General features: G+C 59.3%; 17 protein-coding genes. 12 read left to right on the top strand and 5 right to left on the bottom strand.

The genetic code is table 11. The features are described 5' to 3' along the window. Positions 1–105: 105 nt before the first annotated feature. The 3 genes from EKN06_RS11995 to EKN06_RS12005 all read left to right on the top strand — a co-directional run bounded on the left by EKN06_RS11995 (position 106) and on the right by EKN06_RS12005 (position 3,176). Entirely contained in the window at positions 106–1,281 is a 1,176-nt protein-coding gene (locus EKN06_RS11995) for a S8 family serine peptidase (RefSeq protein ID WP_240654880.1), read from the top strand. Positions 1,282–1,381: 100 nt separating this feature from the next. Beyond that, positions 1,382–2,227, top strand: a complete 846-nt coding sequence (locus EKN06_RS12000) for a hypothetical protein (RefSeq protein WP_127613150.1) — start codon at positions 1,382–1,384, stop codon at positions 2,225–2,227. Between the two features lie 145 nt (positions 2,228–2,372). Then, the gene (locus EKN06_RS12005) at positions 2,373–3,176 is read left to right on the top strand and encodes a hypothetical protein (RefSeq protein WP_127613151.1); all 804 of its coding nucleotides are present in this window, start codon (positions 2,373–2,375) and stop codon (positions 3,174–3,176) included. A gap of 288 nt (positions 3,177–3,464) precedes the next feature. Here the strand turns inward: EKN06_RS12005 and EKN06_RS12010 are convergent, their stop codons facing one another. Further along, positions 3,465–4,208 carry an isocitrate lyase/PEP mutase family protein gene (locus EKN06_RS12010; RefSeq protein ID WP_127613190.1) on the bottom strand — a complete coding sequence of 248 codons (744 nt, stop codon included), beginning with the start codon at positions 4,206–4,208 and terminating at the stop codon, positions 3,465–3,467. A 192-nt stretch (positions 4,209–4,400) separates the two neighbouring features. Between EKN06_RS12010 and EKN06_RS12015 the strand changes: the two genes are divergently transcribed. From EKN06_RS12015 to EKN06_RS12030, 4 genes are read left to right on the top strand one after another with little or no spacing between them, the layout of a single operon-like run. After that, a complete protein-coding gene (locus EKN06_RS12015; protein WP_127613152.1) occupies positions 4,401–5,156 on the top strand; it encodes an SDR family oxidoreductase in 756 nt (251 codons plus the stop codon). Beyond that, positions 5,153–5,746, top strand: coding sequence for a glutathione S-transferase C-terminal domain-containing protein (locus EKN06_RS12020; protein WP_240654883.1), 594 nt, complete (start codon positions 5,153–5,155; stop codon positions 5,744–5,746). The genes EKN06_RS12015 and EKN06_RS12020 overlap by 4 nt, the downstream gene beginning before the upstream one ends. A gap of 36 nt (positions 5,747–5,782) precedes the next feature. Next, positions 5,783–6,247 (top strand): carboxymuconolactone decarboxylase family protein, encoded by a 465-nt coding sequence (locus EKN06_RS12025; RefSeq protein ID WP_127613153.1) that lies wholly within the window; start codon positions 5,783–5,785, stop codon positions 6,245–6,247. Then, positions 6,231–7,106 carry a sigma-70 family RNA polymerase sigma factor gene (locus EKN06_RS12030; RefSeq protein ID WP_127613154.1) on the top strand — a complete coding sequence of 292 codons (876 nt, stop codon included), beginning with the start codon at positions 6,231–6,233 and terminating at the stop codon, positions 7,104–7,106. The genes EKN06_RS12025 and EKN06_RS12030 overlap by 17 nt, the downstream gene beginning before the upstream one ends. Positions 7,107–7,315: 209 nt before the next feature. Here the strand turns inward: EKN06_RS12030 and EKN06_RS12035 are convergent, their stop codons facing one another. Both EKN06_RS12035 and EKN06_RS12040 read right to left on the bottom strand, forming a co-directional pair. Then, a complete protein-coding gene (locus EKN06_RS12035) occupies positions 7,316–7,585 on the bottom strand; it encodes an usg protein (protein ID WP_007013261.1) in 270 nt (89 codons plus the stop codon). Then, a complete protein-coding gene (locus tag EKN06_RS12040) occupies positions 7,582–7,815 on the bottom strand; it encodes a hypothetical protein (RefSeq protein WP_127613155.1) in 234 nt (77 codons plus the stop codon). Before EKN06_RS12040 ends, EKN06_RS12035 begins: the two co-directional genes overlap by 4 nt. 264 nt (positions 7,816–8,079) lie before the next feature. Between EKN06_RS12040 and groES the strand changes: the two genes are divergently transcribed. From groES to EKN06_RS12065, 5 genes are all read left to right on the top strand, one after another. Next, the gene (gene groES / locus EKN06_RS12045) at positions 8,080–8,394 is read left to right on the top strand and encodes a co-chaperone GroES (RefSeq protein ID WP_127613156.1); all 315 of its coding nucleotides are present in this window, start codon (positions 8,080–8,082) and stop codon (positions 8,392–8,394) included. Between the two features lie 53 nt (positions 8,395–8,447). Further along, the gene (groL, locus tag EKN06_RS12050; protein WP_127613157.1) at positions 8,448–10,067 is read left to right on the top strand and encodes a chaperonin GroEL; all 1,620 of its coding nucleotides are present in this window, start codon (positions 8,448–8,450) and stop codon (positions 10,065–10,067) included. Positions 10,068–10,224: 157 nt separating this feature from the next. Further along, entirely contained in the window at positions 10,225–10,416 is a 192-nt protein-coding gene (locus tag EKN06_RS12055; protein ID WP_066560826.1) for a DUF465 domain-containing protein, read from the top strand. Positions 10,417–10,634: 218 nt separating this feature from the next. Beyond that, positions 10,635–11,144, top strand: coding sequence for an Hsp20 family protein (locus EKN06_RS12060; protein WP_276317285.1), 510 nt, complete (start codon positions 10,635–10,637; stop codon positions 11,142–11,144). A 103-nt stretch (positions 11,145–11,247) separates the two neighbouring features. Next, positions 11,248–11,748 (top strand): Hsp20/alpha crystallin family protein, encoded by a 501-nt coding sequence (locus EKN06_RS12065; RefSeq protein ID WP_127613158.1) that lies wholly within the window; start codon positions 11,248–11,250, stop codon positions 11,746–11,748. Positions 11,749–11,799: 51 nt separating this feature from the next. Here the strand turns inward: EKN06_RS12065 and EKN06_RS12070 are convergent, their stop codons facing one another. Then, positions 11,800–12,177 carry a S1C family serine protease gene (locus EKN06_RS12070; RefSeq protein WP_240654886.1) on the bottom strand — a complete coding sequence of 126 codons (378 nt, stop codon included), beginning with the start codon at positions 12,175–12,177 and terminating at the stop codon, positions 11,800–11,802. Between the two features lie 124 nt (positions 12,178–12,301). Continuing rightward, positions 12,302–13,009, bottom strand: coding sequence for an IS6 family transposase (locus EKN06_RS12075; protein ID WP_127613159.1), 708 nt, complete (start codon positions 13,007–13,009; stop codon positions 12,302–12,304). Between the last annotated feature and the right edge of the window lie 29 nt (positions 13,010–13,038).

The following is a 13,038-nucleotide window of genomic DNA, read 5'->3' on the forward strand; positions in this document are numbered from 1 at the left end:
CGGATGAGCCCGTGCGTTTCATCCATGCTTAAGGCAGAATTTTGAACAATGGCACCGATGAGACCCATTTACCTTCTGATTATGGCCGCTCTAGCGGCAACAGCCATGCCGGCAACGGCACAACTGGGCTTGCCGCCAATCGGCCTGCCGCCGCTGGGCGATGTCACGGACACGATCAGCGATACGCTTGAGGATACGAATGCCGGCATCGCGCGGGCTTCAGGCAAGCTGCTGCGCATTCGCGACAACAGGATTGCGAACCTTTTGCGTAATCATGCTGATGCCGTGGAACGGGACCGTAATGGCGATCCAGCACGACGCGGAGAGCTGTTCCTTCTCGATGCTGATCCCGATGCGCTGGCCATTGCCCAGCAGGCAGGATTTGTCATTCGGGGTGCCGAGCAAATCGACGGCCTGGATATAGGGCTGGTGCGGCTGAGCGTTCCCAGCTCACTTTCGTTGGCGGATGCTGAAAAAACGTTGCAGGCCCTGTTACCCGATGCCACCATTAGCGCAGATAATCTTCACTTCCCGGCTAGTGGTTCGAACGCATCGCCCCCGCTGGCGATGTTGACCTCGTCGACAGCATCCATTCGTTCTGCCGTCGGCATGATCGACGGTGCGCCTGGTAATCATGTCAGGCCGTCGGCCATGCGCGGCTTTGCCCAAGGCGCACCTTATCCAAGCAATCACGGCAGCGCGATCGTCTCACTCCTCGAACACGCGGGCGTGAAGGACATTCGCGTGGCCGATGTTTACGGTAATGACCCAGCAGGCGGCAATGCGTTGGCCATTGCCCAGGCACTGGGTTGGCTGACCAAGGGCGGTGCCAAAGTGATCTCGATCAGTCTGGTCGGCCCCCGCAACGCCTTGCTGGAAAGAGCGGTCGCCTCTGTGCAGCGCGAGGGCGTGATCGTTGTCGCCGCAGTCGGAAACGATGGTCCTGCGGCACCGCCCGCCTATCCGGCGTCCTATGACAGCGTATTGGCTGTGACGGCCGTCGACGGGCGTAATCGCGCTTTGATCGAGGCTGGCAAGGCCAGACATCTCGATTACGCCGCGCCCGGCGCTGGTCTGCGTGTCCGCAACGCTGAGGGCGAGCGTACGCGAGTACGCGGCACCTCGTTTGCCGTGCCTTTGGTGGCCGCTAGAGTCGCCGCCTATCCCGGCGACAGATCACAGATCATCACGCAGCTCGATAAGGAAGCCATAGATCTCGGCAAGAAGGGCACCGACGATACCTACGGTCGCGGCCTTCTATGCGGCGATTGCCGTCCGTGAAATTTTTTTGCCTGCCATGAATTAAACGTCCGACGCGATCCGTTTTCTCATCGAACGGACGGACCAAGCCCCGTTCCCTAATCGATGAAAGGACAGGATCATGAAGACCTTCTTTATCTCTACCGCAATCGTCGCTCTTGCTGCTGCGGCCCCTGCCCACGCCCAGATTCTGGGCGGTGGTGGCGGCCTTGGCGGAATGATTGGCGGCACCCTGAACGGTCAAGGCTCCATCGGCGGCCCGCTGAGCGCGCCGACCGAGACCGTGCGATCCGCGACGCGCGGCACAGTCGATGCCACCGCTAAGGCGGACGGTAACAAGTCGGTCGATACGCGAAGCGGCAGCGTTGCGGCCAATGGTAGCGCAGACGCTGGCATTGCAGGCTCGGTTGCTCACGCCACCCAGGCCCCTGTCGGAAATATTACCGGAACCGGTTCGGCTAGTGGATCGGCCTCAGGTAGCGGCAGCGCCAATGCCCAGTTGATCGGAACCGATCAGGTTCGCTCGACTGTGGGCTCTGCAGTTGGGGCCGCGAGCAGCGTTGCCACTCAGGCCCAGGGTACGGTTAATGGTGCAGCGAACACCGCAGCGAACGTCGCGGGCAATGTCTCCGGCACCGCTCAGGGTTCGGCCAATGGCATTACCGGACTTGCCGCCGGTCAACTCGCCGCCGCGGGCAGTGCTGCTGCGCAGGTCGATGGAGCCTTCGCAATTGCTAGCGGCACGCCTGTCTCCGGACCCGATGGCAATACGCTGGGCGCTGTAAGCCAGGTTGTTGCCAATGCGCAAGGACAGGTCGAGCAGGTGCTCGTCAATGTCGATGGCATGAATGCCTTGCTCCCGGCTGGCAATTTCAGTGCCAGCGGCGATGCGCTAGTGTCCGCAATGAGCGAAGGCGAAGTTCGCCAGGTCGCCGAGCAGCAGGCTGAGGAACCCACAGCCGAATAAACCCCCGACCGTCAGTGCTCCTGGAGAAGCATACGTTTCTCCAGGAGCATCTTGGAACGACAATTACAGCACCACGGAAGCTTTAGCACGCGAGGCGGCTGCTTTGCGTGACCTTGGCTTGCGTCAATATGACAGGACCAGAATCATGCGCTGCCTGCTTTCCCTTTCGCTTCTTCTCATGCCCGTGTCAGCGCTCGCCAATGAGAGTGGCGTACCCGTTGCCCCCGAGAAGAACGATGGACCCAAGATCGAGGTATCGAGCGGTGTCGAATATGAAGAAGGCGACTATGGCACCGATACAAAGATCAACATTTTGTCCGTCCCGACCAGCCTCAAGGTGACGACAGGAGACCTCCAGCTTATCGCGACATTGCCCTATCGACGGGTCGAGGGCCCTGCAAACGTCGTCCCGGGTGGGGTCCTCGGCCTGCCAATCCTGTTCGATCCGAACCAGCCGCAAGGCGAGAACGTCACGCGCGAAGGTTGGGGCGATCTCGAGATTGGCGCAGTTTATTCTATCCCGACGAACATTGTGAACATGGCGCTTTCAGGTTCGGTCAAATTGCCGACCGCAGAGGACAATCTCGGCACTGGTGAAACCGACTACACCCTCGGGGCGGAAGTATCGAAGCCGCTTTCCGGCGGCATCATACCTTTCGCTAGCTTCACCTATACGCTGCCCGGTAGCCCGGATGGCTACTCGTTGCAGGACAGCTATGCCGCGTCAGGAGGACTTGCGGCTATGATTGGCAGCCAGACACAAGCTTACGTGTCCTACCGCTATGCCGACAACGCAAGCGAACTGGTTACCAGTGACCAACGTCTGATCACTGGTCTGAACAGCCGCATTGGCAAAGCTCTGTCGCTTGGTGTCTATGGCTCCGCAGGTCTTACCGAAGGTGCACCAGAGTTCGCGACAGGCCTGCGCATCGGGGTGGCATTGAACTGATCGGCGGTCCCGCTGAAGGCGGGCCGCCGAATGCCTTAAACTGGGCCGGTTACGGACTGGCAGCTTTTGGACGAGCAGCTTACCAAAGCTGAAGTCGCCCTTGCTGGGGAATAAACACAGGTCACGGGGTTGTGACAAGTATCACGGCGATCATTTCGTCCGGTTAGTTCCGCCTGGCCTAAGGTTCGTGCCTGGTTCTTCGTTTTACTGGCCCATCTGCTCAAGTGGCCGAATACGTGCCTTGATCAGGGTTGCTGGCAGGCTCTCTCACCAGTTGGGCAGAACCCCTTAAGCCATGGCTTTGCGAGCGTTATCCTGGAGTTGCTCCATCAGCCTTCGAAACGGAAAAGGCCCGTGACTTATTCGAGCTACACCAGCCTTCGTCCATTCCTGCTTTGAAGGAGCGCCGGGAAAAGCGATCAGGTTGAGCGGCAGCGGGACCTCACGCACCACTCGCTCAACCTGCTTCGGGTCAGCCAGGCGCGGAACGAAAAAGCCGCTAGCACCCGCTTCTGCAAATGCCTGACCGCGCTCGATCACGCGATCGACGAGTTCTTCGTCATGATCGGAGGACTTGAGAAAAAGGTCGGTTCGCGCGTTGAGGAAAAAATCCTGGCCAACTGCACGCCGGATGGCGGATATTCGCTCTATCTGCACTTCCAGGGGGTGCAAACCTTCACCCCCGATCACCTGATCTTCGAAGTTGCACCCAATCACACCTGCTTCTTTCAGTCTGGTGACATTTGCAGCCCCTCGCGCCGGATCGACGGAGTACCCACCTTCGAAATCAACCGTCAGCGGAAGGTCCGTTGCGGCGAGAATTCGCCGGGCATTTTCGATGACATAGTCGAGGGGAACCTTATGACCGTCACCGAAGCCACTCGCGTCCCCGACAGGATGGCTACCGGTTGCGAGAGCTTTCGCTCCAGCCGCAGCGACAGCATTGGCGCTGCCGGCATCCCAGATATTATACAGCACGAGCGGGCTTCCCGGGACATGTAGCGCCGCGAAGGTTTCAAAACTGGACGGCATGAGGGTCCCTCGAACTGAAAACTGAAATTGGCACGCGTTGATATGCTTCAGATGCACTGTCGTAAAGCCGCCTCTCTGAGAGCCCGTTCATCGCAATCCAGTTAGTACTCTGCAGAAAAATGCACGGGTCCATGTCACGTTGGCCTGCTTCGCATCGTCTTGTTCGTGAAGCATCCCAAAGGAGCCACGAACATGAAGATTGTCATCATCGGAGGAACCGGCCTGATCGGTTCAAAAACGGTCGCAGAGTTGAACGCACGCGGCCACGAAGCGATCGCAGCCGCGCCCTCGACCGGCGTCGATACCATCACTGGTGACGGGCTGGACACCGCTCTGGAAGGGGCTTCGATCGTCATCGACCTCGCCAACTCTCCTTCGTTCGAAGATGCCACAGCGATGGAATTCTTCCAGGTTTCGGGTAGGAATCTGCTTGCCGCCGCTAGCAAGGCAGGTGTGCACCACCACATCGCGCTGTCGGTAGTGGGCACGGAGAAATTGCAGGCGAGCGGTTACTTTCGCGCCAAACAGGCGCAGGAGGAGCTGATCAAGGCATCCGGAACTCCCTATACGATCATCCACTCCACGCAGTTCTTCGAATTCATGGGAGCGATTGCGAACGGTGCCACGGAAGGCGGCACCGTTCGCCTGTCATCGGCCTTAATCCAGCCGATCATTTCCGACGATGTTGCGATCGCCGTTGCCGACATTGCCCTGGCCGAACCAGCGAACGCAGTGGTCGAGATTGCCGGACCGGAGCGTCAGCCGATCTCAGTCATGGTCGCCCGATTCCTGACCGCTGCAGGCGATCCTCGCGTCGTGGTATCGGATGATACTGCCGCATATTTCGGAGTGGTGCTCGACGAATTGTCGTTGATCCCCGCCGGACCTGCCCTGATCGCACCAACGGCGTTCCAGACCTTCCTGGATCGCGGGGAGTTGCGGACATGAGCCGGATGAAACTCTACTATGCGCCGGCTGCCTGCAGCCTGGCTGATCACATCGCGCTTCATGAGATCGGCGATCCGTTCGATATTGAGCGTGTGAACATTCGCACTCACATGACGGAAAGCGGGATCGACTTCAGGACGGTGAGCGCAAAAGGATATGTTCCAGCCCTGACTTTGGCAGATGGGCAGCTACTTACCGAAAACATCGCCGTGCTCGATTATCTGGCGACCCTGCATCCGCATCTCGCGCCACCGGGTCCGCTCGGACGAAGCCGGCTGGTAGAGGCACTGGCCTTCATTTCGACCGAACTGCACCGCGCATTCAAACCGATGTGGCACGGCGGCTCGGAGGCCGAGCGAGCGCGGGCTGCTGAGACGGTGACCGGCCTGTTGACCCTGATGAGTAATGAAATGAAGGGGCCCTTCCTCTTTGGCGACCAGCCCACGGTGGCCGACTTCTATCTGTTCGTCATGCTGGAGTGGGCCAAGCGCTTCGAGGTCGCCGTTCCCGGGCCAATGGCGCATTTGCGCGAGCGTATGCGTGAGCGGCCAGCGGTCATCGCAGCCCTTCGAACCGAAGGTCTGCTCTGACACGAAACCTGATATAGGACAGAACGGAGATTCCTAATGGTACCCCGTATCGACAATCCTTTTGCGAAGGCCGCCGCTGCCATCAAAGGCATGTACGCGGTCGAAGGCGCCATTGCCGCAAGCCTGGACAAGACCGTGCTCCAGCTCGTGAAATTGCGCGCCTCGCAAATGAACGGCTGCGCTTATTGCCTGCACATGCACGCCATTGAGGCGCGGGCCAATGGCGAGAGCGAGATGCGCATCTATCTGCTCGACGCCTGGCGTGAATCCTCGCTTTATTCGGCGCGCGAACGGGCCGCTCTGGCATGGACTGAAGCACTGACGAACGTTTCGCGCACCGGAGCACCGGACGATGATTATGCACTCGTCGAGGCAGCGTTCGATGAAGTGGAACGGGTCCATCTGACCTTGGCCATCGGATCGATCAACCTGTGGAACCGGTTGCAGGTAGGCCTGCGCGCCATTCATCCGACCGGGAAAAGTCATGCGCCAACTGCCTGACGCGACTGAAATATTCGAGACGCAACGACCGCGGCTGCTGCGCTTGGCCTATCGCATGCTGAGTTCGGTCAGCGAGGCGCAGGACGTCGTGCAGGACGCCTGGCTACGCTGGCAGCGCACGGACCTGTGGGCAGTGCAGAATGCGTCCGCATTTCTTAGCCGGATCGTCACCCGACTCTGCCTTGATGCGATGAAGTCTGCCCGCGTTCGCCGCGAAACCTACATCGGCAGCTGGTTGCCCGATCCCCTTCCGGAGCCAGATGACGATCTCAGAGCCGATAACCTGACCTTGACCTTGATGCTGGCTCTCGAACGACTGTCACCCTTGGAGCGCGCGGCGTTTCTGCTGCATGACGTGTTCGACACACCGATGGCTGAGATCGCAGCAACCCTCGACCGCGACGTGGCGGCGGTCAGGCAGCTGGCCTCACGCGCCCGGCGCAATGTGCAATTGGACAGACCGCGTTACAGCGTCGATCGCGAAGAAGGAGATCGGATTGCGAAGGCGTTCTTTGACGCCACAAGCACCGGCAACATTGCCGCGCTTCAGGCAATCCTCGGCGAAGCAGTGAAGGTCGTTTCGGACGGAGGTGGGAAGGTTCATGCGTTCCCGAACGCAATCGTCGGTATTGAGAAGTCACTGCGCCTCTATGCGGGCTTGTTCAGGAAGTACGGCAGTTCCGAAATCATTGTTCAGCGCGTCTGGATCGATGGGCTGCCAGGGTACGTCAGCAGGTACAATGGCATCTTGCAGACAACGGCATTTGAAATCGATGACGGCCGGATAACCGCCATCTACAAGACACGGAACCCTGACAAGCTACTCCATATCGTGGGGGCTCCTGGTTTGGTCCAGTGACGAGCAGGTCTCGTCATTGAGATTTCCCGCAGATATATCTCTTTGCGCTTGTACCGGCGAGTGTTGGGCCGGAAACCGACTGGCAGCTTTCAGTGCGAGAAAATGGGAAAGCTGCCTCTCAAGTGGGCGAAGGTTTCTAGATTTTGCTAGTCAGCAGTTCGTTTCCATTAGCATGAATACGGGCCTGCAAGCTCAATCACCCGGCTCTGCTACTCCCACGAGATCACGCCGTCCGCCGAACGCCAGCTCGCTGGCCGGATCATTTTCTCATGGGCGATTCGGACTGACCTTATCTCCGCCTCGATCTCGCGCCGCCAATGCGCGAGGAAATCGAACAGCACCGGAAAATCCGGTGCTGCATCGTATTCCTGCCAGGCATAAATCTGCAGGAGCGAGGGGTGATCCGGCATGAAATAGCAGATTTCTGCCGTGGTCAGCCCGTATCCTTCTAGCTGAACCAGGAAAGCGCGGTCGGTCATTGCAAGGTGGGCTGGCTGTCTGGGCCGTCGAGCGAGCGCAGTGCCGCGAATACATCGTCAACGGAAACCGGAGCTTTGAGTTCGGGAGACTGGCGCATTGCAGGATGATTTTCGACGGCATGCCGATCGGACGCCCAGGAAGCCAGGATGGCTCGCTTCACTTCGGGCTCAAGCGAGGGATGATGCGCTACATCGAACGGATGCAGGTAGCGCGCGAATGGTTGCGACATAGGAACATCCTCCTTTCTGCCTTGCCGCTGATCACTCACTGCGGATTGCTCCGCTCACCATATTTTGTTGAGTCCATTTCAGACCGTCAAGACCCTGATAAGGCGTACGGAAAGTGCCCATTGGCAGTCGCAATCGGCGAGTGCCAAAAAATTTGGTTTGGACCTCTTGAAGCCGTTTTCAGCAAAACTAGATCGCGCACTGCCTCCTGCCGATCATCCGGTGGAGGCGCTGTAAGTCATTTCGCTTTGTAATGGAGGTTATGCATGCATTTCCGACCTTTGCACGATCGCGTGCTGGTTCGCCGCATTGAGGCCGAAGAAAAGACGGCCGGCGGCATTATCATCCCCGACACCGCCAAGGAAAAGCCGATGGAAGGCGAAGTCGTCGCCGTGGGCCCTGGTGCGCGTGTTGATTCCGGGAAGCTGGTGGAACCCGCCGTCAAGGCAGGCGACCGCGTCCTGTTCGGCAAGTGGTCCGGCACCGAAGTGCGGATTGATGGCGAGGACCTGCTCATCATGAAGGAGAGCGACATTCTCGGCATCATCGAAACCACCGCCGAACTCAAGAAGGCGGCGTAAGCAATCAACCCAATCTTCAGTTCAATCGAAAGAAGAGAAAGGAGCAGGCCAAAATGGCTGCGAAGGAAGTAAAGTTTGCGTCTGACGCGCGTGATCGCATGCTGCGCGGCGTGGATACGCTTGCAAATGCGGTCAAGGTAACTCTCGGCCCCAAGGGGCGCAACGTGGTGATCGAGAAGAGCTTCGGCGCTCCCCGCATCACCAAGGATGGCGTCACCGTTGCCAAGGAAATCGAACTCAAGGACAAGTTCGAAAACATGGGCGCGCAGATGCTGCGCGAAGTCGCCAGCAAGCAGAACGACAAGGCGGGTGACGGCACGACCACCGCCACCGTTCTGGCCCAAGCCATCGTGCGCGAAGGTGCCAAGGCGGTTGCTGCCGGCATGAACCCGATGGACCTGAAGCGCGGTATCGACCTCGCCGTCGGCACCGTGGTCAAGGACCTCGAAAGCCATGCTAAGAAGGTGTCGGCCAACAGCGAGATCGCGCAGGTCGCAACCATTTCCGCCAATGGCGACGAAACCGTCGGCCGAATCCTTGCCGAGGCGATGGAGAAGGTCGGCAATGAAGGCGTGATCACGGTCGAGGAAGCCAAGAGCCTTGAGACGGAGCTCGAAACCGTCGAGGGCATGCAGTTCGACCGCGGCTATCTCTCGCCCTATTTCGTGACCAATGCCGAAAAGCTGAAGGTGGAACTCGAGGATCCGTACATCCTCATTCACGAGAAGAAGCTGTCGAATCTCCAGGCAATGATTCCTTTGCTTGAGCAGGTCGTGCAGTCCGGCAAACCGCTGCTCATCATCGCGGAAGACGTCGAAGGCGAGGCGCTGGCGACTCTCGTGGTCAACAAGCTGCGTGGCGGCCTGAAGGTCGCTGCCGTCAAGGCTCCGGGCTTCGGCGATCGCAGAAAGGCGATGCTCGAGGACATTGCCATCCTTGCCGCCGGCAACGTCGTCAGCGAGGAACTCGGCACCAAGCTCGAAAACGTCACGATCGGCATGCTCGGCCGGGCCAAGAAGGTCATCATCGACAAGGACAACACGACCATTGTCGATGGCGCCGGAAACCGTGCCGATATCGACGCCCGGGTCAGCCAGATCCGCGCCCAGATCGAGACCACGACCAGCGACTACGACCGTGAAAAGCTGCAGGAACGCGTGGCCAAGCTGGCGGGCGGCGTGGCCGTGATACGTGTCGGCGGCGCGACCGAAGTCGAAGTCAAAGAGCGCAAGGACCGCGTCGATGACGCGCTGCACGCAACCCGTGCGGCTGTCGAAGAAGGCATCTTGCCCGGCGGCGGTATCGCGCTGCTGCGTGCCCTGAAGTCGCTCGACGGCCTCAAGGCAGCCAATGACGACCAACAGTCGGGTATCGACATCGTCCGCCGCGCGATGCGCGCGCCGGCACGTCAGATCGCCGAGAACGCCGGCGAGGACGGTGCCTATATCGTCGGCAAGCTGCTCGAGGGCGACGACTACAACCACGGGTTCAACGCCGCGACCGGCGAATATGAAGACCTGGTGAAGTCGGGCGTTATCGATCCGGCCAAGGTGGTGCGCACAGCGCTGCAGGATGCGGCTTCAGTCGCCTCGCTGCTGATCACCACCGAGGCGCTGGTGGCCGAACTGCCCAAGGAAGACACGCCCGCACCGATGCCTGCGATGGACTTCTAACAGGGTGTGGAGAGCGCGGTATCACGCTGCGCTCTCCCATCCTCCAGTGCACGGCAGTGCTGCTTAGCTGCCTGCACACGCTGTTCGAAAAAAGGCAGGTTCCGAAAACGGCGACATCAGAAAATCGGTCTAATGTCTAATGAGAGAGGAGGAGATGATGACCGACAGGTATCTGGAGTATCTTTCACGCGAACATGCGCGGCTGGAGGACGAGATCCGACTGGAAAGCAAGCGAACCCGGCCTGACGAAGTTCTGATTGCCCGCCTGAAGAAGCTCAAACTGGCGCTCAAGGACCAGATGCAAAGCTGGGCTTCCGATCACGCGAGCAGCGGTCGGCTGACCGCGTAGGAACGGACTGCGTCCTACCACATATTTTCCTGGAAGAAGGCCAGGCGCCCCTCTATCGGTGTGCCTGGATTTCTCTTGCAAGGCACGGAAAACAAACCGATAAAAAGTTTTTATCAGGTCTTGAAACCAAATGCGCGTTTCCTAATTTTATCAGTACCGGATGCCATAACGGGTTCGGTTGGACAGAGGGCGTCGGCTCTTGGTTCCCGGCGCCTCTCATGCCCAGATTGCTCAACAAGGAGGATTTGGAAATGAGAACTGCATTTGATTTGACCCCCTATCGCCGCTCGACCGTCGGCTTCGATCGGCTTTTCGATGCGCTCGAGAACAGCTTCCGCGCTGAGACGCAGGATAGCTACCCACCCTTCGACATCGTCCGCACCGGCGAGGACAGCTACCGGATCACTCTGGCGGTTGCTGGCTTCCGTCCGGACGAAATCGACATCACCGCACAGCAGAACCAGCTCGTCATCTCCGGTCAGAAGGACGAGAAAGACGAAGACGGTGTGGATTTCGTGCATCGCGGTATTGCTGCCCGTGCGTTCGAGCGCCGGTTCCAGCTGGCCGACTATGTCGAAGTGCGCGATGCGGACTATGAGCACGGCATGTTGACGATCTCGCTCCAGCGGATCGTCCCGGAATCGCTCAAGCCGCGCAAGATCGCGATCGGAAGCAGCAAGCACGTCAATGACGACACGCCGCAGCTGACTGAAGACAAGGCGGCCTGAGCCTCAATAACCGGGCAAATCCTCGGCGGGGTGGGTGCAACCGCACCTGCCCCACTTGACGAGGCTTTGCCTAAACCAGTCGGAAAATAGGAGGAATGTCGAGATGGCTATCCGCGATCTCATTCCCTGGAAAAGCCAGGGCCAGGACATCGTTCCCCGGCAGGAGGAGCGGGTCGATCATCCGGTGATGTCGCTTCACCGGGATATCAATCGCTTGTTCGACGACATGTTTCGCGGGTTTTCCATGCCCTCGCTGCCGTCCATCGGACGCAGCATTGGCTGGCCGCGTGTGGAGTTGTCGGAGAACGACAAGGAAATCCGTGTCATGGCCGAACTGCCGGGCATGGAGGAAAAAGACATCGAAATCAGGCTGGACGATCATCAACTGGTGATCCGGGGTGAGAAGAAGTCCGAGACCAGCGACGAGGAACGCGGCTATTCCGAACGCAGCTACGGCCGCTTCGAGCGCCGCATCGGTCTTCCCTCGCAGATTGACGAAGACAAGGTCGAGGCCGCTTTCCGAAACGGTGTTCTGACCGTTAGAGTTCCGCGTACCTCAGAAGCGGCAAAAGGCCGCAAGACGATCCCGATCTACGCCAGTTAATGGCAGCCAAGAGGGCCGGTCCTGCCCATGGGACCGGCCCTTCTTTGTGCATCAACTTCCCGGTTCGAGTTCGAGCCTGACCGTTCGCACCTCGCCGCCGCGCATCAACGTCAGTTCAACGCTTTGCCCGACCCGAAAGTCGTCAAGGCGGGCGAGCAGGTCGCCGACCCGCGAAACAGGTTTGCCGTTCATAGCGGTAACGATGTCCCCGGGAGCCACGCCGCGCCTTGTGCGCTGCGCTGCGACCAGACCGGCGCGCTCGGCTACCGACCCGGGATCGACCCGCAGGACAAAAACACCCTCGATCCCTGAAGCGCGCTTGAGCCGGTCGTTGATATCGTCGTCGCTTTCGAGGCCAAGGCTGGGCCGCGTATAGCGCCCCTCGGAAATGAGCTGCGGCACAACGCGCATCACCGTGTCGACCGGCACAGCAAAGCCGATTCCTGCCGATGCCCCGGAGGGACTGTATATCGCGGTATTGATCCCGATGGTGCTGTCAGTCCGACGCTAACTTCTCTCCACTTGACGCAAGAACAGCTAGGCCTTCAATCAGTTATGCCGCAAGCTTCTGCCACTCGGCGAGCGCCGCCGAGCGTCGTGCTTTGAATGTCTGTCGATCGATGAGGTGGCGTTCCTGATTGAAATGGTTGGAGATCGAGGCGTGGACCGAGGCGAATTTCCGCAGTGACTTCATTCGCCGAAATCGCTGCATCGCCCGTTCTCGTCGGCGGAATGGCAGGTGCGAATTTTCAACCCGGTTGTTCAGCCATCGCCCCATCTCGCGACGGTCCTGGTTGCCGAGTTCCTTCATCGCGGCCGGGTAAGATTTCAGGCCATCGGTAACGATGGTGTCCACCTTCCCGTGGCGTTTCAATGCTTTCTTCATGAAGGTCAAAGCCGCAGATTTGTCCCGTTTCTTCGTGACGAAGGACTCCAGGACTTCACCTTCGTGATCAACGGCGCGCCAAAGATACACCATCTCGCCGTTCAGCTTCACGTACATCTCGTCGAGGTGCCACCGCCATTGGCGAAAGCCCTTCATTCGACTGACGCGCTGCCGTCGAATGTCGGCCGCAAACATCGGTCCGAACCTGTTCCACCACAGCCGAACCGTCTCGTGGCAAAGGTCGTAACCGCGCTCGAAAAGGAGGTCCTCGACGTTCCTGAGCGACAGCGGATATCGCACGTACAGCATCACGACCATGCGGATGATATCTGGTGACGAATGGAAGTATCGGAATGGATTCTCGGCCTTGCTCATCCCCTCCGGCTAGCAGGCCGTTCTCTGAC

The organism is Croceicoccus ponticola (assembly GCF_004004515.1).
GTDB lineage: Bacteria > Pseudomonadota > Alphaproteobacteria > Sphingomonadales > Sphingomonadaceae > Croceicoccus > Croceicoccus ponticola.

Excerpts from the sequence above, each read along its gene's own strand:
- EKN06_RS11995 (WP_240654880.1), top strand. The coding sequence starts at position 106 with ATGCCGGCAACGGCACAACTGGGCTTGCCGCCAATCGGCCTGCCGCCG.
- EKN06_RS12000 (WP_127613150.1), top strand. The coding sequence starts at position 1,382 with ATGAAGACCTTCTTTATCTCTACCGCAATCGTCGCTCTTGCTGCTGCG.
- EKN06_RS12005 (WP_127613151.1), top strand. The coding sequence starts at position 2,373 with ATGCGCTGCCTGCTTTCCCTTTCGCTTCTTCTCATGCCCGTGTCAGCG.
- EKN06_RS12010 (WP_127613190.1), bottom strand. The coding sequence starts at position 4,208 with ATGCCGTCCAGTTTTGAAACCTTCGCGGCGCTACATGTCCCGGGAAGC.
- EKN06_RS12015 (WP_127613152.1), top strand. The coding sequence starts at position 4,401 with ATGAAGATTGTCATCATCGGAGGAACCGGCCTGATCGGTTCAAAAACG.
- EKN06_RS12020 (WP_240654883.1), top strand. The coding sequence starts at position 5,153 with ATGAGCCGGATGAAACTCTACTATGCGCCGGCTGCCTGCAGCCTGGCT.
- EKN06_RS12025 (WP_127613153.1), top strand. The coding sequence starts at position 5,783 with ATGGTACCCCGTATCGACAATCCTTTTGCGAAGGCCGCCGCTGCCATC.
- EKN06_RS12030 (WP_127613154.1), top strand. The coding sequence starts at position 6,231 with ATGCGCCAACTGCCTGACGCGACTGAAATATTCGAGACGCAACGACCG.
- EKN06_RS12035 (WP_007013261.1), bottom strand. The coding sequence starts at position 7,585 with ATGACCGACCGCGCTTTCCTGGTTCAGCTAGAAGGATACGGGCTGACC.
- EKN06_RS12040 (WP_127613155.1), bottom strand. The coding sequence starts at position 7,815 with ATGTCGCAACCATTCGCGCGCTACCTGCATCCGTTCGATGTAGCGCAT.
- groES (WP_127613156.1), top strand. The coding sequence starts at position 8,080 with ATGCATTTCCGACCTTTGCACGATCGCGTGCTGGTTCGCCGCATTGAG.
- groL (WP_127613157.1), top strand. The coding sequence starts at position 8,448 with ATGGCTGCGAAGGAAGTAAAGTTTGCGTCTGACGCGCGTGATCGCATG.
- EKN06_RS12055 (WP_066560826.1), top strand. The coding sequence starts at position 10,225 with ATGACCGACAGGTATCTGGAGTATCTTTCACGCGAACATGCGCGGCTG.
- EKN06_RS12060 (WP_276317285.1), top strand. The coding sequence starts at position 10,635 with ATGCCCAGATTGCTCAACAAGGAGGATTTGGAAATGAGAACTGCATTT.
- EKN06_RS12065 (WP_127613158.1), top strand. The coding sequence starts at position 11,248 with ATGGCTATCCGCGATCTCATTCCCTGGAAAAGCCAGGGCCAGGACATC.
- EKN06_RS12075 (WP_127613159.1), bottom strand. The coding sequence starts at position 13,009 with ATGAGCAAGGCCGAGAATCCATTCCGATACTTCCATTCGTCACCAGAT.